Source organism: Pantoea sp. MBD-2R, assembly GCF_039134845.1.
Classification (GTDB): Bacteria; Pseudomonadota; Gammaproteobacteria; order Enterobacterales; family Enterobacteriaceae; genus Erwinia.
Genome location: NZ_CP152417.1, coordinates 2,226,589 through 2,246,468 on the forward strand (window position 1 = coordinate 2,226,589; position 19,880 = coordinate 2,246,468).

A 19,880-nucleotide genomic window follows, 5' to 3' on the forward strand; every position below is an offset into this window, starting at 1 on the left:
GTGAATCAAGGATATAAGGCGTGACGGCGGGCGAGGGAGAATGACGAAGTTATCCATGCGGATAATTTAAACAGCTTCTATAACAAAGGATTAGGGCGAAAGATTATTGTCTCAAAATCTTACTGGCGGCGTCGGGTGTAAACATCGCTCCTCACTCATTGCACTTAGCCTGAGGAGCGGATGAGTCTTGATGTTATTCACCTTGTTTCGCGACAAACTGATTTTCCGGTTCCGCCAGCCCAAGGTTTTCACGCAAGGTTGCGCCTGCGTATTCTGTACGATACAGCCCGCGCTGTTGCAAAATCGGCACGACCTGGTCGACAAAGTCATCAAACGAGGTGGGTGTTCCGCCTCGCACAATAAATCCATCGGCTGCGCCAGTGGTAAACCAGTGCGCCAGCCCGTCCGCCACATCCTTTGCGGTACCAAGGAAAGTAGGACGGGGTGTAGCGGCTTCAAGCGCGACCTGACGCAGCGTCAACGACCGCTCTGCCGCCTGTTTCTTGATTGTATCCGTGGTGCTGCGGAAGCTATTGCTGCCTAAATCGCCGATATCCGGGAACGGGGCTTCAGGATCGTACTGACTGAAATCATGATGTTCGAAATAGCGCCCTAAATAGTCCAGCGCCTGCTCAAGCGTCACCAGCTGCGCGGTCTGCTGATAGCGGCGCTCTGCCTCTTCCAGACTCTCGCCAATAATGACGCTAATCCCCTGAAACAGTAAAATACTTTCAGGTTTTCCGCCGTTGGCCACGCGCTGACGGCGCACATCATCAGCATAAGCTTTAGCCAGCTCGGGCGTTTCCTGGCGAGTATAGATTGCATCCGCCGCCTGAGCAGCAAAAGCTTTCCCCCGATCGGAGGCGCCTGCCTGAAACACAATTGGGCGGCCCTGCGGCGTTCTGCCCACGTTCAGTGGCCCCTGTACGTGGTAATAGTCACCCTGATGATTGAGCGTATGCATTTTTTCTGGCGCAAAAAACTGCCCCGTCTGCTTGTTACGTATAAAAGCGTCGCCTTCCCACGAATCCCAGAGTCCTTTCACCACCGTGACAAATTCGGCAGCGATGCGATAGCGCTCATCATGCTCAGGATGCACCAGGCGTGAAAAGTTTTTTGCCGACCCTTCTAAAGGCGAGGTCACCACGTTCCAGCCTGCGCGTCCTCCGCTCAGGTGATCGAGGCTGGCAAACTGGCGGGCGACGGTAAACGGCTCGCTGTAAGAAGTGGAAAGGGTGGCGACCAGACCAATATGCTTCGTCACCAGCGACAGCGCCGAGAGTAACGTAATGGGTTCAAAACGATTAAGAAAATGTGGAATCGATTTTTCAGTGATATACAGTCCGTCGGCAACAAATAACAGATCGAACTTGCCCTGTTCAGCCTTGCGCGCCAGCTGCTGGCAAAACTGTACGTTGATGCTTGCGTCTGCCACGGCATCCGGATGGCGCCAGGCAGACATATTTCCTGACGCGCCCTGAATAATTGCCCCTAAATGCAACTGTCTGCTCATGCTAATCCTCCGGAGCGGGCCCGTTTGACGCAGAGGTCTGGGGAGGGCTGTGAAGGCGTAAAGGAATTTACCGCCAGCTTGAAATCTTTTTTCATATAAACGAGTTCCACGCCCAGCGGATTCACCCGATAGTGAAACGGCTGGTAGCCGCGCTGTTCATACAGCGAAGTCAGCCACGGATGGCGAATTGCCGTCGCCAGATAAACAGCTGGGGACTTCAGCGTGTCACGCAGAAAATCCTCTTCGGCATAGCGGATAATCTGGCTGCCATAACCCTGAGCTTTTGCCGTTTCATCGACCGCGAACCAGTGAATAAAGGGCCAGCGGGCGGGATCGTTTTCCGCTGCCAGCCAGGGCATGCGCACCGTTATTGTCGCTGTCAGCCCGCGTTCAGTTTCCAGCACGAAAGTGGATTCACGGCGGATGACCGCAAGCACGTCCTCCACGCTGGCCCGGGTAATAGTGAAGTGAATATTATGTTTGAGCAGGCTGGCGTAGGCCCGCTGCAACAGGGCATGCAACTGAGGCGCCTCATCCTCGCGGGCAAGTCGAATTCGGTTCATAGCGTCGCTCCTGACAACACATCGTAGCCCGAGGCGAGCGCAGCCAGAGAAGCAAGGCGGGCGGTAGCGTTGCTTATTGGGGTATCAATCACAAATTCATCAATGCCGTAGCGGGCCTGCAAGGTCGCCAGCTGGCGATGAACCTGCGCGGTTGTGCCGGTCAGCACCAGCGACGGACGCTCTTCAATATCATGGGGGCCGCCGCCCGATTGTCTGATCCAGGCTTCGGCCTGCTCAAGACTGCCGACGCTAACATGATGACCTTCCGCATCGGTGAGGCGAAACTGCTGGCGTGGTCCTAACAGATCTTCCGCCTGTTCTTTGCTGTCAGCGACAACGACCGGAACCGCCAGCAGGGCTTTGCGTCCGTGGCTGAGCCGGTGATAGGTGCCGATCGCGCTTGAAATCTCCTCCTCGCTGCCGTTGAGCTGGGCCGCAAAAACAAACTGCCAGCCTGACTCGGCGGCAAGACGGGCGGTGGCCACGCTGGCACCCAGCAGAAAACGTTCGGCAGGTTCGGGTGGCACAGGGGTGACGATCGGGCTGTCAGGCTCGTTCGCCGCCGCTGGCGAGAGTAGCCAGTCAGTTAGCTGCTGTAATCGTGCAGGAAAATCGGCGCCAGGGATACCCTGCTGTAGCGCCCGGGTAGAAAACGGCAATCCTCCCGGCGCTTTTCCCACGCCAAGATCGACGCGGCCGGGAGCCAGTGAGGCAAGCTGGTTAAAATTCTCCGCCACTTTAAACGGACTGTAATGTTGCAGCATCACGCCGCCTGATCCAACGCGGATGCGACGGGTCTGCGCCAGTATCCAGGCAATGGTAATCTCGGGAGAGGAAATCGCTAACTGAGGATTATTATGATGCTCGCTCAGCCAGAAACGATGAAATCCCCAGCGTTCTGCGCTTTGCGCCAGCGCCAGGGTTCTTTGCAGGGCGGCGGCAGCGCCTTCCTGGCCGTCGACCGGACTTTTTTCCAGCAGCGATAAGCGGTATCCCATCTGTGTTCCTTGCATTCAGGTTAATTGACCTGTGGCTGAGAGCATGCCCAGCGGACGGTGTGATTTATTCGCAGAAGATCAGAAGTGATAACAGTATCAGGGCAGGTTGCGGGTGGTGTAAAAGTACAATAATGAATGTGAAACGTCGCGTTTCGGCAAAGCGGTATTTATTGCAGGCACGCGCCGCTCCCGCTCAAAAAAGAATTCCAGAAAACGGCGCGCCGTCTTACGTTTAAATTTTGGAAGATGTTTAGCAAATCAGTCGTTAAATTTTATAAAGATGCGGACATTCAGATATGATCCTGCCGGAAAAAGGGATTTATCTAACAGGAAGAGAGGATGGCTAAGACAAACGGAAAACGCCAAAAAGGATTTAGCGGTACGCCACACGATTCCGCGTTTAAATGGTTTCTGACTCAACCCGATATTGCTAAAGACTTTATGGCACTACATTTACCCGCAGAATTACAAAGCATTTGCGATCTTAATACGCTGAAGCTGGAGTCAGGAAGTTTTGTGGAGGAAAGCTTACGCCTCTGTTACAGCGATATACTTTATAGTGTAAAAACGACGGAGGGGAACGGCTATATTCACGTCCTTATTGAGCATCAGTCCACGCCCGATCGGCATATGGGCTTTCGACTTCTGCGTTATGCAGTCGCTGCTATGCAGCGCCATCTTGATGCCGGATACAGTCAGTTGCCTCTGGTGATCCCGATTTTATTTTACACCGGCAGGCAAAGTCCTTATCCGTACTCAACAAACTGGCTGGCGGAGTTTGATAATCCTGCGTTGGCTGAGAAAATATATACCGCTTCGTTTGCGCTGGTCGATGTCACCGTAATACCTGACGACGACATTATGTCACACCGCAGCATGGCGGCGTTGACGCTGTTGCAAAAACATATTTACCAGCGTGATCTGATCGATATGGTAAACCGATTAGCCGAGGTGCTTCTCAACGGATATCTGACGGGACAGCAGCTGGTTTCGCTGATAAACTACCTTATTCAGGCAGGTGAAGCTTCAAATGCAAAAATATTCATACGCGAGCTGGCACAGCGACTGCCACAACATAAGGATGAACTGATGACTATTGCACAGCAGCTTGAACAGGCGGGCATCGAAAAAGGGATTGAAAAAGGGATTCAGCTTGGCGAACAACGCGGCATCGAAAAAGGACGCAAAGAAGAAGCGTTAAAAATCGCCCAGGCCATGCTGAAAAACGGTCTCGAACGCGCCACTATTTTAAAATTAACCGATCTTACCGAAGGCGATCTCGCTCAGATCCATCACTGATGCCATTAAGACCGGTCATTCGCCGGTCTTCTGTTTAATTATTATTCACGCCCGCTTATATCCCACAAAAACCTCTGCCACGCCTGTTGCCAAAGCGTAATCCACCTGTCATTCTGAATCTTTATTCCATTTGGTTATATAACATACTATTACAATCTTTTTCAGCAGGTCCATGCCTGCCTACTATCGCGGAGGCTATAAGTATTTCCAATAACGTACTAAAAATAGTCAGTGCATTTAACCAGCGGCTTCGCTAAATATTCGACGAATAAAACAGGCAACAAATGATAGTTTTGCGCAACGTTTCCAGAACCTTTCATGGCAGCGCTGGCCCCATCAAGGCGGTCGATGATGTCAGTTTGAAGGTCGACCAGGGTCAGATCTACGGCATTATCGGCTACAGCGGCGCGGGGAAAAGCACCCTGATCCGTCTGCTCAACGGGCTGGAAAAGCCGACCAGCGGCAGCGTCACCATCGCGGGCAAAGATATTGCTCAGGCAAAAGGCGAGGCGCTGCGTACGGCGCGGCTGAAAATCAGTATGGTTTTCCAGCACTTTAACCTGCTGTGGTCACGCACGGTCAGCGAAAATATTGCATTTTCGCTGCAAATTGCGGGCGCGCCAAAAGCGGCAATCAAAGCCAGAGTCAAAGAACTTATCGAGCTGGTCGGTCTGAACGGGAAAGAGGATACCTATCCGGCAAACCTCAGCGGCGGCCAGAAGCAGCGTGTCGGCATCGCCCGCGCGCTGGCAAATAACCCGGAAGTGCTGCTGTGCGACGAGGCAACCTCCGCGCTCGATCCGCAAACCACGGATGCGATTTTGGATCTGCTGCTGGACATCAACCGTAAACTGCAACTGACCATTGTGCTCATCACTCATGAAATGCATGTGGTGCGCAAAATCTGTCACCGCGTAGCGGTAATGGAAGCGGGGAGGATTGTGGAAGAAGGCGAAGTGCTTTCAGTCTTTACCCATCCGCAAATGCCGATCACCCGTCAGTTTGTGAAGCAGACGACAGAATACAGCAGCGCCGATACGCCGTTCAATCCGGCGCTGGTTGACTACGCCGCGGGCAACGTGCTGAAGCTGACCTTTGTTGGTCAGAATACCCGCCAGCCGATTGTCGGCGAACTGACGCTGAAATATGCGCTACCGTTTAACATCCTGCACGGAAAGATGACGCAAACCGCTAACGGAAATTTAGGTGAGCTTTGGCTTCAGGTTGCCGCCAGCAACAGCCAGCTGGAAAGCATCCTCGCAGATTTACATGCTCACGCGATTACTACCGAGGTGGTTACAAAATGATTGAGTCACTCTTTCCTCATTTGAAGCTGGACCAGCTGTGGGCCGCCACCTGTGAAACGCTGTATATGACCGCGCTCTCCGGCGTGGCGACGTTTGTTCTGGGTATTCTGCTGGGCCTTGCGCTGTTTTTAACCGCGCGTGGCGGATTGTTTCAGAATCGCGCCGTTTACTCGGTGATTTCAGTGCTGGTAAACGTCTTCCGTTCGATTCCTTTTATCATTCTGATTGTATTGCTAATCCCGTTCACCAAAACGCTGATCGGTACCATTTTGGGGGCCGATGCCGCTTTACCTGCGCTGATTGTCGGGGCGGCACCGTTCTACGCGCGTCTGGTAGAAATCGGCCTGCGTGAAGTGGATAAAGGGGTTATTGAGGCGTCCCGCTCAATGGGAGCGCGGATGAGCACGCTGATTTTTCGCGTGCTGCTGCCGGAATCTTCTCCGGCATTGGTTTCCGGTATTACCGTCACGCTGATTGCTTTGGTGAGCTATAGCGCCATGGCGGGTGTGATTGGTGCAGGTGGTCTTGGCAACCTGGCTTATCTGGAAGGCTTCCAGCGTAACCACAGTGATGTAACGCTGGTGGCAACGGTAATGATTTTAGTGATCGTATTTATTATCCAGTTCCTGGGTGATGTTCTGACAACACGGCTCGATAAACGCTAACTTTGGGGTATGAAATGAAAAAAACACTGACGCTGCTGGCTGCAGCAACGCTGGGTGCGCTGAGTCTGAGCGCGTGGGCAGATACGCTGACTGTCGGCGCTTCTAACGTACCGCATGCTGAAATTCTCGAGCAGGCTAAACCTGTTCTGGCGAAGCAGGGTATCGATCTGGAAATCAAACCGTTCCAGGACTATATTCTGCCGAACACCGCGCTGGCCAGCCGTGATATCGACGCTAACTATTTCCAGCACGTTCCTTATCTGAACAGCGTGCTGAAAGATCACGCTGATGATAAAAGCTATGACTTTGTCAGCGCGGGCGCGATCCATATTGAGCCAATCGGCATCTATTCCAAAAAGTACAAGTCGCTGAAAGATCTGCCGCAAAACGGCAAAGTGATCATGCGTGATGCGGTGGCGGAAGAAGGGCGTATTCTGACCATTTTTGAGAAAGAAGGCGTGATTAAACTGAAGCCTGGCGTCAGTAAAGTGGATGCGCGCATCAGCGACATCGTGGAAAACCCGAAACACCTGAAGTTCCTGGCAAACGTTGAAGGTGCGCTGCTGCCGCAGATGTATAACAACGATGAAGGCGACGCGGTAGTGATTAACGCTAACTACGCTATCGATGCAGGCCTGGATCCGGTTAAAGATCCTATCGCGGTAGAAAGCGGCGAAAATAACCCGTATGCCAATATTATTACCGTGCATCGTGGCGATGAGAACAAGCCGGATATTAAAGCGCTGGTAACCGTGCTGCATTCCAAACAGATTCAGGACTGGATCCGCACCAAATATAAAGGCGCTGTTATTCCGGTTAATAACTGATTTAATCTTCTGCGTTAATTAAAGGCCGGGAAACCGGCCTTTTTTATGTCAAAAATAATGTCTGAGTGGCACAGATGAAGTATTGATTATGCTATACGGGAAGTTATGACCTGCTCCCCATTGATTAGTGAATCTTGATGTTAGCAACGCCCGCTTCTGGCTGTGAGTTCAATGGGTCAATGCAACGCTATCCAGGCCATTGGTACTACCGCCTCGCAGGAGAGCATAATTGGACACAGTGTGCGAAGAAGGCACCATCCCCTCTGGCTAGTAAATATCCTCTTACAGCCCTCCATCCTTTCTCGATGTGTCATACGCACGCTGCGCTCTTTCCATCGCGGAGCCGTTGGCGAGCGACCAGTTATACAGGGCAGAAAAGGGTTCGCGTAGCGAGGAGCCAAGATCGGTAATGGTGTACTCGACGCCGACCGGCTGCGTCGGCAGGACTTTGCGACTGACAAGGCCGTTGCGCTCCAGACGCTTCAGTGCCTCAGACAAAGCCTTGTGGGTGATGCCATCAAGGCGGCGCTTGAGGTCGTTAAACCGCACCGGCTGCATGCAAAGGACGTTCAGGATCAACACTGTCCACTTGTTGGCAATATGTTCGAGGATGGGCCGCGTCACGGTGACATTAAGCGGCAGTTCGAGCACTTCTTTGGACATGGGTATACGCCTTAATATCTGAGCACTCTCAGGTACCTTTTTGTAATTAGATATCGGAATGATAGCATACATCGTCACCAGCGACAGAAGGACGTATGAGCAGGCTTTCAGAAAGCATTGCTGTCGTGATCGGTGGCCGTGGCGGCATTGATTGTGCCATGGCAACGCATCTGGTCGGAGGGCTTGTCGGCTCTTCGCGTCAACAACGGCATGCTGCCTCGTGCTCATCACGCCTTGGGTACGGGCATTCAGACAACCGACATTCCCTTTTACTCACAGGCTTGATGCCGTACGGTGCGCTTTAGGTAAGTCGCATTGGTCATGATGCTCTTTGGCTCAGCATTCGCTGTGGCCCACTATTATGCGGACGAATGGGCAGGGCAGCTATCGCTGTGAAACACAAAGCGGCGGTCGCTTTGATTGAAGTCCGCGAGTAAGGTTAGCCCAAACTCGCGAACTATTTGGTCAATCCCCGGCGCAACGATCATCCCGATCTCCGATATGGCAGGCCGGGGCCTCTTTGTTCCGTATCTCGTTACGCCGGGTTCGAGGTGGTGAACGGCGCGTCCTGTTTCTACACCAGTTTGGCGAGCGAGGCTGCGTCAAAGTCCTTCAGGGCGCTGCTATTGCCGGTTCGTACTTTCTCAGACCATGCCGGATCGGCGATGAGGGCGCGACCGACGGCGATAAGGTCGAACTCATCGCGCTCCATCCGCTCTACAAGTTTGTCGAGTTTGGCCGCAGACGAGCCCTCACCGCCGAACGCGCCCATAAAGTCTCCCGTTAGGCCGACCGAGCCGACGCTGATCGTGGCCGCGCCGGTCAGCTTCTTGGCCCAGCCTGCGAAATTCAGGCCGTGTTCGCCATCGATGTCCGGGAACTCGGGCTCCCAGAATCGGCGCTGCGAGCAGTGCAGCACGTCAACGCCGGCCTCTACTAAAGGAGTCAGCCAGTCGGCCATGAGATCGGGCGTCTCCGCGAGCCGCGCGGTGAAGTCCTGCACTTTCCACTGGCTGAGGCGCAGGATGATCGGAAAGTCGGGGCCGACGCTCGCCCGAACTGCCGCGACGACCTCTGCGGCAAAGCGCGAACGCTCGCCGATCGTGGCACCACCGTAGCGGTCGTTCCGACGGTTGGTGGCGGCCCAGAAGAACTGGTCAAACAGGTAGCCGTGCGCCCCGTGTAGCTCAAGGGTATCGAAGCCAAGACGCTTTGCGTCACTGGCGGCGCGGGCAAAGGCGGCGATCGTATCGGCAATGTCGCCATCGCTCATGGCGACGCCGCGCTCAACGCCTGGTGCCTCCAATCCAGACGGGCTTTCGACGGGCGAACCCGGCACCCACTCCGTCAGAAAGCTCTTGAGCGCTCCGGTATGCCAAAGCTGCGGGCCCATTCTGGCTCCGCCATCATGAACCGCATCGATCACGCCCTTCCAACCGGCCAGTGCCGCGTCGCCGTGGAAGAATGGGACGCCCGGGTCGTTCCGTGACGCTGGGCGATCAATCACTGTACCTTCGGAGAGGATAAGGCCGACTCCGCCCTCCGCTCGACGGCGATAGTACGACGCATGCGCCGCACCTGGGATCCCATCCACTGCGAAGCTGCGGGTCATGGGTGCCATGACGATGCGGTTTGGCAGCTCCATGGCGCCAATACGGAACGGGCGAAACAGGACATCGGTAGCAGTCATCAGAGCCTCCTTTGGAAAGTGCGGTTCGGCAGTTCAGTGGCGCCAATAGGGAATGGGTGAGACAGGACATCGGTAACAGTCATCAAAGCCTCCTCTGAAAGGATCTTACTGGAAAGACCCTGACGGTATCCGAAATATATTAAGGTGACAAGAACGCACTTAGAGTCGCCCAGGTATATGCAAGTAAACCGCATGCCTGAGGGCAATCACAATACTTCTACCGTTATAGAGCGGCCTGTGCGGCATTCTGCGCCAGGCTGGATGGGACCTTCCGAATTCGCCGATAAATCTGCCGGTTGCCAGAATATGCAGCCAGACTGAAGCCGGTTATTCTTGATTATGAATGGATCACATACGGGGAGCGGGTCACAGGGTCACTAACCGATATAGTGGATGTATTTAATCTTGAGGGCAGGTCACTGCAACTGGAAATCAAAATACGGTGGTATGGAGGCCAGCGATATCAGAAAGATGTGATTGAAAAAAACTCTGAAGCCAGTAGCAAAGCGGGAGCTGATAAAGCATGTAGTGCAGACTTTTTCTCTCAGCGTCAGACAGGCCTGCCGCTTTTTTCTCTGAGCCATACTGTTTATCATTACCGCCCCGACATGTTGCGCGATGAAGCGTTTTCACACCTTTAACGTTGTGGATGGCTATAACCGCTCTAAGCGCTGGCGAATGAAATTGACCTGAATATACCGGCACCGCATTTTATAAAATTTAAAAGTGCCCATCCGCAAATGAGCACTTTATTTTATTGCGATCGCATAAGTGATGTCACAGCCTTACCATTTCACCCCGTTACGCTGCCAGGCCAGCGTCCGATCGCGCACGCTGAACAATAACGTAATGACCGAGGAAAACAGCACGGCCATCACAATCAGCGCGCCATACATATTGGCATAGGCTGCCCAGCCCTGCGCCCACTGCAAATACCATCCCAGGCCGGACTTCACGCCCATCATTTCAGCGGCGACCAGCACCGAGAACGATGCGCCCAGTCCCATAAACAGCCCGACAAAAACGTGCGGCAGTGAAGCGGGCACCGCCACGCGCAGAATTAAAAAGAGGTTGCTGGCACCCAGCGTGCGGGCCACATCATAGTAACGGCTGTCCACGCTGCTCACGCCCGACCAGGTCAGCACCGTCACCGGGAACCAGGTTGCCAGAGCAATCAGGAAAATGGCAGCGGAGAAGCTGGAAGGGAAAAAGTAGAGCGCCAGCGGCAGCAGCGCCGTGGACGGCACCGGCCCGAGGAAACGCAATACCGGATGCACCCAGTAGCCCAGCCCCCGCGACCAGCCGATGGCAACGCCGGTAACAAAACCGCTCAGGCTGCCGAACAGAAAACCCAACGCCAGCAGCCGTAGCGAATTAAGCACGCTGTCGCCAAGGCGCGGCCAGTCGGTGGCGTAAGCTTCAATCAGCGCACGCGGTGGGGCAAAAAACGGCGGCGGCAGGAGAGCCAGTTTTGCCGTCACCAGCTCCCAGATGCCGATCAGCACGGCCAGCGCCACCAGCCAGCGCGCGCCACGGCGCAGCGGATCGGCCAGCAGGCGTAGACCGGCCTTGCTGACTAAAGCCGCCACCGACAGCACGCTGGCAAAGAACACAAACAGGTGATGCGTTTCATTTACAAAGCGCGGCGGTGCAAAGCCAACCTGCTTATCCGGCCAGACAATCATTAATGCGGCCAACGCCCACCAGGCAACGATTGCCAGCAATAGCGTTGGCGTCAGTACCGGCTGCTCCTGGCGGGCAGGATTCAGATGGTCAAGCGTTTCACTGGACATGCGGTCTCCTTATCAGGCCATTGCGTGATGCTGAGTATGTGAGGCGGGCAGCAGTTCCGGCACGTAATGTTCGGCAAACAGCCGGGCATCGGTATCGGGACGAATAACGTTAATGGTTTTCAGCTCATTGACGTAAATCGCCACTTCTTTGCGCAGCTGGTCGCCGGTAGAGTGATGGTGATGGGTGTGCTCGCTGAGCATGGCGGTGATGTCTTCAATCGGCACCTGGCCGGGCACGAAGGGCGCGAAGATTTTTGCCGTTTCGGCAGGATGATCGGCAGTCCACTGCTGCGCATCGACAATCGCCTGAGTAATGGCGCGAGCGACCTGCGGATTGTCACGCACCAGGGAGCCGCGGAGGCCCAGTACGCAGCAGGTCAGGTTTTTGTACTCGCCGTTCAGGTTGTTGTCGACTTCAATCAGGCCATCGTGGTGCTTAATCAGCCAGCCTTGCGGGTCGTCGGTGGCCAGCGCCTGCACTTCGCCTTTACGCAGCGCTTCGCCAAACAGGTCGGCAGGATACTGTACCCAGTTGACCTGCTTATCGGGATCGATTCCCTGTTTGGCCAGCTGAATAGCGAAGAAGTTGCGGATCGGACTGGCCTGGTCGGTAACGGCCACGCTTTTGCCCACCAGATCTTTCACGCTGTTGATCCCCGCATTTTTCGGTGCCAGCAGGCGCATACAGCCACCGTGCGTGCCAACCGTCAGATCCACATCAAAGCCTTGTTCCAGCGGCTTGAGCCAGCGTAGCGCCATGCCAATGCCGCCATCAGCCTGACCGGTAGCAATAGCCTGAAGCAGAGCATCCGTCGGGCCGCTAAAATTTACCGGCTCGACATTGAGGCCATATTTTTTAAAAAAGCCCTGCTGTAGCGCCACGGAGATGGGAGCCTGACAGACCGCCGTCTGTCCCCAGGCGAGCTTAACGGTGGTCAGTTTATCCTCCGTTGCCGCCCAGACCGGCAGCGCCGGGGCCAGACTCAGCCCGGCAGTCAGTAAGCTTATTTTTTGCAGAAAAGAACGGCGTGATAATGCGGTGAGTCCGGTCATGGGTTATTCCCTGAATAATGAAGTATTCCTTATATTCCCCGGGAATGGCGTCGCGCTGAAATAACAATAGCGCATTAACTTTGCCAGCCTGAACTTATTCATTTTCAGCGTTAACTTTGCCAGTATTGTTTATTTACCTTTATCGGTGTTTGTTAAATATTGAAGAAAAGTACCGACCAGAAGGGTGAATTATGTCAGTTGCGGAAACGCTCAGTCCGGCTACCGGTCTGGCGCTGGAAATTAATAACGTCAGCCACGCCTTCTATCTGGAGGGAAAAACATTGCCGGTGCTGGATAACGTCTCTCTCCAGGTGCAGCCGGGCGAGTTTGTGGCGCTGCTGGGGCCTTCTGGCTGCGGTAAATCAACGCTGCTGCGCCTGGTTGCCGGGCTGGAAGCACCCGCGGCAGGTGAAATCACCGAAGACGGTAGCGCGCTGCATGGCCCGGATCCCAGCCGGGTCGTGGTCTTTCAGGACCCGACGCTGTACCCATGGCGCAGCGTCTGGCGCAACGTGGCGCTCGGGCTGGAAACCCGCGGCAAAATAACCGATGAAGGGCGGCAGCGCGTCGATCGCATCCTGCAAAAAGTGGGCCTGAGTCAGTTCGCCAACGCCTGGCCGCATCAGCTTTCTGGCGGGATGGCGCAGCGTGCCGCGCTGGCCAGGGCGCTGGTAAACCGGCCGAGACTGCTGATTCTGGATGAGCCGCTCGGCAAGCTCGATTCGCTAACCCGCATCAGGATGCAGCAGGAACTGGTGGCGCTGTGGCGTGACCAGCAGTTCAGCGCGCTAATGGTAACGCATGACGTGGAAGAAGCGTTACTGATGGCCGATCGCGTGGTGATATTCAGCCCGCGTCCGGCGCGAATTATCGAAACTATTCAGGTATCGCTGCCCTGGCCGCGACGCCGTGACGATCCCCGACTGATCCAGCTACGTACTCAGGCGCTGGAACTGCTCGGAGCAGAATCCTGAGCCAGGAGCGCATAATGACAATTCACAATGGCCTTAATGAGCTGGTGGGGCAGACGCCTTTATTACGTCTGAACGGTTTTATCCGGCAGTTTCAGTTACCGGCGGAACTGATCGCCAAGCTGGAATATTTTAATCCCAACCACAGTATAAAAGACCGCATTGCGCTGGGGATGGTGGAAGAGGCGGAGCGCGATGGCCGTTTGAAACCGGGTATGACGCTGGTTGACACCACCAGCGGCAATACCGGCATCGGACTGGCAGCGATTGCCGCGGCTAAAGGTTACAAGTTTCGCGTCTATCTGCATGACAAATTAAGCGCGGAGCGCTTTGCCGTACTTCAGGCGTTTGGCGCAGAGATTATTCCCTTCAGCCAGGTGCCAGGATTCGACAAAATCATTGAGGAAAGCGATGGGGATTTCGTCGCTGCTGCGGGCTGGCTGGCTGAAAATGTGATCCTGAAAGAGCCGAATATTTGCTTTACCGGACAGCTGACGAATCCGGCAAATCCCCAGACACATTATCGGACCACCGGCCCCGAGATCTGGCAGCAAACGGCAGGAGACATCGATCTGTTAGTCGCCTCGGTTGGCACGGGCGGCACGCTTTCCGGCACCGGCCGCTACCTGAAAGAACAAAACCCGGCTATCCGGCTGATTGGCGTGGAGCCGGGCGAATATTCGATTCCTGATATCGACAATCCCGACACGCGAGAGATAACCGGCGTGCATGCCTTCAGCCACGTGTTGCCTGAACGCGTACCGCTGACGCTGGATCGGGAGCTGTGCGACGAGGCTTTTGCGGTCGAAAGCTGGCAGGCGGTGGCGACTGCACGTGAGGTGGCGGTTTCCGATGGGGTGCTGGTGGGGGAGTCTTCCGGCGCGGTGCTGTATGCCGCTCGGGAGATTGCCCGCCGGCCGGAAAATGCCGGTAAACGCATCGTCGCTATTCTTGCCGACAGCGGCCTGACCTATCTTTCCACCGGGTTGTTCGATCCGACTGTCACCCCTGAAGCGCTTAAAAACGCGGCGCTATTACGCCACGCGCAGCCTGAACCTGTTGGCTGAATCTGCCACGCTTGCCCGGCCGCTTTTTGCTGCCGGGCTTGCTGGCTAGCACCAGAACCGCAGCGCCAGGTTGAACGCATGTTCCGCCTTCACCTGACAGGCGCCATTAACCGGCGTGAAGGGAATATCACCCGCCATCAGGCTTACCCGCAATCTTTCAGCAGAAGTGGTGCGAATGCCAAGCGCTGCCATGCGGGGAGACCCGTCAAAATCACCGGGCAGCGAGCCATATTCCGCCAGTACCGCTTCCGGCTTTAGAAAACGTACTCTGGCCACGCCGGCAGCCAGCTCTGCGCCGCCTTCGGTACGCTTAATCCACTCTGCGCCAAACAGCTGGCTGTAAACCTCGGCGGCGAAGAAGGGGTCGCTGGCGGCGATAACAAAATCGGTAATATTTGCCGCGCCGTTGGGATGGCGTTGCCACGCATGCTGCCAGACAGCATCGGGCGTCAGATGCTGGCAAAAAAAGCTGCGGCCGTTAGCGACCGCGCCGTTTTTCAACCGCACGGTGCAAAATCGAGCCTGTTTCTCCTGCCCGTCGGGAAGCGTTACCGGACGATAAAATTGCTCAGGTTGATCGCTTTCCAGGCCCCGCTCGCGCAGATGCTGCCAGACTTCATCGGCGTTCTGCGTTTTCCACACCAGGCCGTTCAGGCCGGGCGGTGAAGTCCAGATAGCTTTACGTAGATCCGCCGCCCCTGGCTCATAACCCAACAGTTCGAGATAGTTTTCACCCAGCACGGCGAGATGATTGCTGGAGCCGAGAGAATGGTTTCCGCGCGCCGTTAACTGAAAGCCAAGGCGGCGAAACAGCGTGGCGGCTTCATCAAGCCGATCGGCCACGTTAATGACCGCATGATCGAGAACAGGTGCGAGTGCAGACATAGATCTCTCCCGAGTCAGACTGATGTCGTTTGCCGTGTTTGTGCCGTGATATTAGCCAGCGCGCGCTCCGCCAGCTGGCTGAAGTAACGGGCGGCTGGAGCCAGCAGCGCCTCGTCAGGATCAAAACCGGGATGGTGCAGGCCAAACGGGCTGGCGCTGCCGATACTGACAAAAGCGCCAGGGATCTGCTGCAAATAAAACGCAAAATCTTCGCCGCCCATTTGCAGCTCTGCCCGTTCAGCACGGTAACCGCTGTCGGTGGCAACATCCAGGCAGAACGTCGCCCATGCTGGCGTGTTAACCAGCGCAGGTGGGCCGGGTTGCCAGATAAGTTCCGCCTGGGCACCCAGCGCCGCCGAAACGCCGTCAATGATCTGGCGGATTTTTTGCGGGATTTGCTGGCGAATCCGATCGTTATGGGTGCGGACTGTGCCTTCCAATTCTACCGTTTGCGGCAGCACGTTCCACGTATTCCCCCCGCTGATGCGGGCAACGCTGACCACCACCGACTCCAGCGAGCTGTAAGTCCGGCTGGGCAGCGTTTGCAGTGCGGTGACAATGCTGCTGGCAACCACAATCGCATCCACACCTTCCTGGGGGCGGGCGGCATGCGCGCCTTTGCCGGTAACGCGGAGGGTAAAACGATCGACATTGGCATAAAAAGCGCCGCCGCGGGTTCTTAGCGTGCCGAGCGGGTATTCCGGTGCGTTATGCATACCGAATATCGCCTGCACGCCTTGCAATACGCCAGCTTCTAACAGCTGATTCGCCCCGGTAAAAATCTCTTCAGCGGGCTGAAACAGCAGGCGCACACGGCCGGCCAGCTGCTTTTCTTTCGCCTTCAGCAATTGTGCCGCGCCCAGCATGACCGAGCTGTGCAAATCGTGGCCGCAGGCGTGCATCACGCCAGCGGTGGACGAGCGAAAAGGGCGGTCGGTCGCTTCTTCAATCGGCAGCGCGTCGATATCGGCCCGCAAGGCAATCAGCGCCTCGCCGCTGCCAATTTCTGCCACCACGCCGGTTTTCAGCCCGTAATCGATTTCGCGGATAGCCTGCTGTTCCAGCCACTGGCGGATCCGCGCCGTGGTAGCAAACTCTTCGCCGGAGAGTTCAGGATGCTGGTGCAGTTCACGCCGCCAGGCAATCAGTTGACTGTCAAAATTCATCTTCTCTCCTAAATGACCCGTTCCAGGAAGCGTTGGGTACGGTGATGCGCGGGCCGGGTCAGCACCTGCTCGGCGCTGCCCGATTCCACAATTTTGCCGTCAACCATAAACACCACCCGATCGGCTACCTGGCGGGCAAAGCCGATTTCATGCGTGACCACCACCAGCGTCACGCCCGACTTCGCCAGCTTTTTAATCACCTCCAGCACTTCGCCCACCAGTTCCGGGTCCAGCGCCGACGTGGGTTCGTCGAACAGCATCACTTTCGGATTCAACGCCAGCGCGCGGGCAATCGCGATGCGCTGTTGCTGACCGCCGGAAAGCTGACGCGGCCAGGCCAGCGCTTTATCTCGCAGCCCAACGGTATCCAGCAGGTCATAAGCCCGTTCGATTGCCTGTTTGCGGGTGAAAAGACCATGCACCACGGGGGCTTCAATGATGTTGTCCAGCACGGTCAGATGTGGGAAGAGGTTAAAGCTTTGGAAAACATAGCCAACCTGAATACGCTGTTTAAGGATTGCCCGCTCTTTCAGCTCATACAGGCGGTCGCCTTTTTGCCGGTAGCCGACATACTCGCCGTCGATTTGGATAAATCCTTCATCCACCCGCTCAAGATGATTTATCGTGCGCAGCAGGGTAGATTTGCCGGAGCCAGAAGGCCCGAGAATGACGTTAACCGTTCCGGGCTCAATCGTCAGACTGACGTTATCCAGCGCGGTAAAGGCACCATAGCGTTTGCTGATATTGCTGATATCGATCCGGCCCTGACGGGTCTCTGGAAGCGGACGGACATCGCGGTGCTGCGGATAGAGTTCAAAAGCTTCAGACATCAGAGAGTTCCTCAGAAATTACGCGCGTGCAGTACGGCGGAAAAAAGCGAACCGGCCAGGGGAGGACTGGCGCAGGACACCCCGTGAGAAATAACGCTCGACGTAGTGCTGAATGACGGAGAGCACGGTGGTAATCAGCAGATACCAGACGCTGGCCACCATCAGCAGCGGGATCACCTGCTGCGTGCGGTTGTAAAGCACCTGCACGGTATAAAACAGTTCAGGCATCGACAGCACGTAAACAATCGAGGTGCCTTTAGCGAGGCTGATGACCTCGTTGAAACCGGTGGGTAAAATCGCCCGTAACGCCTGCGGCAGAATAATGCGAAAGGTCCGGCGCGAAGGCGGTAAACCCAGCGCGGCAGCCGCTTCATACTGACCATGATCCACACCGGCAATACCCCCACGAATGATTTCCGCGGTGTAAGCCGCCTGCACCAGCGACAGCCCCAATACCGCAACGGAAAACTGATCCAGCAGGTCGGTAGTGGAATAGCTGAAGAAGGTCAGGGAAGTGAACGGGATCCCCACCGACAGGTTGTCGTACAGATACGAGAAGTTGTAGAGGATGATCAGCACCAGCAGCAGCGGCAGGGAACGGAAAAGCCAGATGTATCCCCAGGCGAGCGCGTTCAGCAGCCAGGATTTCGACAGCCTTGCCAGCGCCAGACCGGTCCCGATAACGCAGCCAAACACCGTGCCCAGCAGCGTCAGCAGCAGCGTTCTTCCCAACCCGCCAAGAATGGTTGGGTCAAAGAACCACTGGGCAAAGACCTGCCATTCCCAGCGTGGATTGGTGGCGACGGACTCAATAATGCCCAGCAGAATAAACAGGGAGAACAGTGCCCCGAGCAGCCGTAAAGGGTAGCGAGCCGGAACGACAGTGAGCCGGGCGTGATGCTGGCTGGCGATCTGTGGCCGGGACAGGGTTTTAAAGGTCATCGCGTACTCCTATGCGCTGCGCTGAACGGGCTGGGTGAGCAACGTTTTAATAAAGGGCAGGCGACCATCATAGGGCGGCCGCGAATAGATCTCCGGATCCGCCAGCGGATCGAACTGCGGCAGATAGCCCTGCGCCAGATAAAGCCGTACCGCTTCAGGCTGACGGAAACCGGTGGTCAAAAACAGATCGCTATAGCCCTGCAACGCGGCCAGCCGCTCCAGCTCCAGCAGCACCTTCTGCGCCAGCCCCTGCCGCCGCATACTGGGGTGCGTCCAGATGCGTTTCAGTTCGGCAGTCTGGGCGTCGTAACGCTTGAATGCACCCATAGCAATTGGCGTTTCATGGCGTAGCAGGACGATAAATGCGCCGTCCGGCGGCGCATAATAGTCCAGCGGCTCCTCTTCCTGTTCGCCGAAATAGTCGCCGTAGCGGGCGCGATATTCGGCAAACAGCCCTTCAATGATCGGCTCAATCAGCGGATCGTCCGGGCGGGTATGGACAAAGGTTTCTTCAATCATCAGCTTCTCCCGTTATCAGTCGCCAAGGCCCGGCGGGTTAATTTCGGAATGATCAATTTTTTCAACCGACTCGCCCCAGCGATCCAGCACTTGCAGATAGCTACCGCTGGCAATAGCGCTGTCAAGCGAGGCCTGTACGGCATTGACTAAACCGTTACCTTTTTTCAGCGTAACGGCGACGTTAGCGGTTTTCGGCCAGCCGCCCGCCACCGTCCCCGCCAGCCGGGTGGTGCCGGTCAGTTTGGCTTTATACGCGCCGGTGACGTTGGGGCCAAAGGTGGCATCGGCGCGGCCCGACTGGATCGCCAGCGTCGCGGCGGCGTCGTCGGTCACGTAAAGCGGCTGCACGGCGGGAAGGCCTTTGGCCTGATTTTCTTTATCCCATTGCAGCAGGATCGCTTCCTGATTGGTGCCGGAACCAACAATAATGCGCTTGCCCGCAATATCGGGTGCCGACGCTATTTTGCTTATTTTGCTGTTGCTCTTAACATAAAAGCCCAGCGTATCCTGACGGTAGGTGGCAAAATCAAAACGGGCCTTGCGTTCTTTGGTCACGGTAATATTGTAAATCGCCGCATCGTATTTCCCGGAGGCGACGCCAAGCGGCCAGTCTTCCCATGAGGCGGGAACGATTTTCACTTTTAATCCCAGCCCGTCGGCGACCAGGCGGGCCATATCCGCTTCACTACCAATAACGGTTTTATTATCCCGGGCGAACAGGCCAAACGGCGGGGCGCTCCCCAAAACTGCGGTAGCGACGGTCAGCGTGCCGGGCGTAACAAATTTAAAATTAGCCGGGATCAGCGATTTCGCTTTATCACTTTGTGGTGTATGAATCGGTTTTTCGTTAGCGATCAGGTCGATACCGGGTGCTGCCTGCACGCTGGCACTCAGCCCCAGCAGCAGTGTTAACGTGGTTAAGCGATTGCTATGCATCATTTATTTTTATCCCTGCGGTGAATTGATTGCACTATTCAGGATGCGCAGGCTTAAGTAAAACAACAAAAACAAATAACCATAGGGGGAAATAACAATTACCAGAGAAAACTTTTCGGCTTTATTTTTACGCTACGTATTTTGTTATTTCCAACAATGCTAAGTGAAATTTAATATTTAGCCGCGGCAGCGA

19 protein-coding genes and 1 pseudogene are annotated in these 19,880 nt (G+C 55.6%); 7 read left to right on the forward strand and 13 right to left on the reverse strand.

Features of this window, described 5'->3' with window-relative positions; genetic code table 11:
• Positions 1 to 193: 193 nt before the first annotated feature.
• The 3 genes from AAGQ96_RS10255 to AAGQ96_RS10265 are packed head-to-tail and all read right to left on the reverse strand — an operon-like array spanning position 194 to position 3,074.
• Positions 194 to 1,519, reverse strand: a complete 1,326-nt coding sequence (locus AAGQ96_RS10255) for an LLM class flavin-dependent oxidoreductase (protein ID WP_342755549.1) — start codon at positions 1,517 to 1,519, stop codon at positions 194 to 196.
• On the reverse strand, positions 1,510 to 2,076 hold the full coding sequence (locus AAGQ96_RS10260; protein ID WP_342755446.1) for a GNAT family N-acetyltransferase: 567 nt from the start codon (positions 2,074 to 2,076) through the stop codon (positions 1,510 to 1,512). Before AAGQ96_RS10260 ends, AAGQ96_RS10255 begins: the two co-directional genes overlap by 10 nt.
• Positions 2,073 to 3,074, reverse strand: coding sequence for an MsnO8 family LLM class oxidoreductase (locus AAGQ96_RS10265; protein ID WP_342755447.1), 1,002 nt, complete (start codon positions 3,072 to 3,074; stop codon positions 2,073 to 2,075). The genes AAGQ96_RS10260 and AAGQ96_RS10265 overlap by 4 nt, the downstream gene beginning before the upstream one ends.
• Positions 3,075 to 3,413: 339 nt before the next feature.
• On the opposite strand from AAGQ96_RS10265, the gene AAGQ96_RS10270 reads away from it, so the two are divergent.
• The 4 genes from AAGQ96_RS10270 to AAGQ96_RS10285 all read left to right on the forward strand — a co-directional run bounded on the left by AAGQ96_RS10270 (position 3,414) and on the right by AAGQ96_RS10285 (position 7,172).
• On the forward strand, positions 3,414 to 4,373 hold the full coding sequence (locus AAGQ96_RS10270) for an Rpn family recombination-promoting nuclease/putative transposase (protein WP_342755448.1): 960 nt from the start codon (positions 3,414 to 3,416) through the stop codon (positions 4,371 to 4,373).
• Between the two features lie 284 nt (positions 4,374 to 4,657).
• Entirely contained in the window at positions 4,658 to 5,680 is a 1,023-nt protein-coding gene (locus tag AAGQ96_RS10275; RefSeq protein ID WP_342755449.1) for a methionine ABC transporter ATP-binding protein, read from the forward strand.
• Entirely contained in the window at positions 5,677 to 6,345 is a 669-nt protein-coding gene (locus AAGQ96_RS10280; protein WP_147197757.1) for a methionine ABC transporter permease, read from the forward strand. The genes AAGQ96_RS10275 and AAGQ96_RS10280 overlap by 4 nt, the downstream gene beginning before the upstream one ends.
• A gap of 14 nt (positions 6,346 to 6,359) precedes the next feature.
• A complete protein-coding gene (locus AAGQ96_RS10285; RefSeq protein WP_147197760.1) occupies positions 6,360 to 7,172 on the forward strand; it encodes a MetQ/NlpA family ABC transporter substrate-binding protein in 813 nt (270 codons plus the stop codon).
• A gap of 282 nt (positions 7,173 to 7,454) precedes the next feature.
• On the opposite strand, the gene AAGQ96_RS10290 is transcribed toward AAGQ96_RS10285, so the two are convergent.
• Complete coding sequence (locus AAGQ96_RS10290; protein WP_147197762.1) at positions 7,455 to 7,835, reverse strand: helix-turn-helix domain-containing protein; 381 nt, start codon at positions 7,833 to 7,835, stop codon at positions 7,455 to 7,457.
• Between the two features lie 574 nt (positions 7,836 to 8,409).
• Positions 8,410 to 9,525 (reverse strand): NADH:flavin oxidoreductase, encoded by a 1,116-nt coding sequence (locus AAGQ96_RS10295; RefSeq protein WP_342755450.1) that lies wholly within the window; start codon positions 9,523 to 9,525, stop codon positions 8,410 to 8,412.
• A gap of 411 nt (positions 9,526 to 9,936) precedes the next feature.
• Between AAGQ96_RS10295 and AAGQ96_RS10300 the strand changes: the two are divergent.
• Positions 9,937 to 10,148: pseudogene (locus AAGQ96_RS10300) on the forward strand (IS3 family transposase); the annotation flags it as partial.
• 162 nt (positions 10,149 to 10,310) lie between these two features.
• Here AAGQ96_RS10300 and AAGQ96_RS10305 read toward each other — a convergent pair.
• Both AAGQ96_RS10305 and AAGQ96_RS10310 read right to left on the reverse strand, forming a co-directional pair.
• Complete coding sequence (locus AAGQ96_RS10305; RefSeq protein WP_147197766.1) at positions 10,311 to 11,318, reverse strand: ABC transporter permease subunit; 1,008 nt, start codon at positions 11,316 to 11,318, stop codon at positions 10,311 to 10,313.
• 12 nt (positions 11,319 to 11,330) lie between these two features.
• Entirely contained in the window at positions 11,331 to 12,371 is a 1,041-nt protein-coding gene (locus tag AAGQ96_RS10310; RefSeq protein WP_174822357.1) for an ABC transporter substrate-binding protein, read from the reverse strand.
• A 191-nt stretch (positions 12,372 to 12,562) separates the two neighbouring features.
• On the opposite strand from AAGQ96_RS10310, the gene AAGQ96_RS10315 reads away from it, so the two are divergent.
• Positions 12,563 to 13,345, forward strand: a complete 783-nt coding sequence (locus AAGQ96_RS10315; protein ID WP_342755451.1) for an ABC transporter ATP-binding protein — start codon at positions 12,563 to 12,565, stop codon at positions 13,343 to 13,345.
• 14 nt (positions 13,346 to 13,359) lie between these two features.
• Positions 13,360 to 14,409 carry a cysteine synthase family protein gene (locus AAGQ96_RS10320; RefSeq protein ID WP_342755452.1) on the forward strand — a complete coding sequence of 350 codons (1,050 nt, stop codon included), beginning with the start codon at positions 13,360 to 13,362 and terminating at the stop codon, positions 14,407 to 14,409.
• 45 nt (positions 14,410 to 14,454) lie between these two features.
• Here the strand turns inward: AAGQ96_RS10320 and AAGQ96_RS10325 are convergent, their stop codons facing one another.
• From AAGQ96_RS10325 to AAGQ96_RS10350, 6 genes are read right to left on the reverse strand one after another with little or no spacing between them, the layout of a single operon-like run.
• The gene (locus AAGQ96_RS10325; RefSeq protein ID WP_342755453.1) at positions 14,455 to 15,294 is read right to left on the reverse strand and encodes a VOC family protein; all 840 of its coding nucleotides are present in this window, start codon (positions 15,292 to 15,294) and stop codon (positions 14,455 to 14,457) included.
• Between the two features lie 14 nt (positions 15,295 to 15,308).
• Positions 15,309 to 16,460: an amidohydrolase gene (locus AAGQ96_RS10330; protein WP_147197773.1), complete on the reverse strand. Its 1,152-nt coding sequence runs from the start codon at positions 16,458 to 16,460 to the stop codon at positions 15,309 to 15,311.
• 8 nt (positions 16,461 to 16,468) lie between these two features.
• Positions 16,469 to 17,290, reverse strand: a complete 822-nt coding sequence (locus tag AAGQ96_RS10335) for an amino acid ABC transporter ATP-binding protein (RefSeq protein ID WP_147197775.1) — start codon at positions 17,288 to 17,290, stop codon at positions 16,469 to 16,471.
• A gap of 18 nt (positions 17,291 to 17,308) precedes the next feature.
• Positions 17,309 to 18,232 (reverse strand): amino acid ABC transporter permease, encoded by a 924-nt coding sequence (locus AAGQ96_RS10340; protein ID WP_147197777.1) that lies wholly within the window; start codon positions 18,230 to 18,232, stop codon positions 17,309 to 17,311.
• Between the two features lie 9 nt (positions 18,233 to 18,241).
• Positions 18,242 to 18,751, reverse strand: a complete 510-nt coding sequence (locus tag AAGQ96_RS10345; protein WP_147197779.1) for a GNAT family N-acetyltransferase — start codon at positions 18,749 to 18,751, stop codon at positions 18,242 to 18,244.
• A gap of 15 nt (positions 18,752 to 18,766) precedes the next feature.
• Positions 18,767 to 19,690 (reverse strand): ABC transporter substrate-binding protein, encoded by a 924-nt coding sequence (locus AAGQ96_RS10350; protein ID WP_147197781.1) that lies wholly within the window; start codon positions 19,688 to 19,690, stop codon positions 18,767 to 18,769.
• Positions 19,691 to 19,880: the final 190 nt, after the last annotated feature.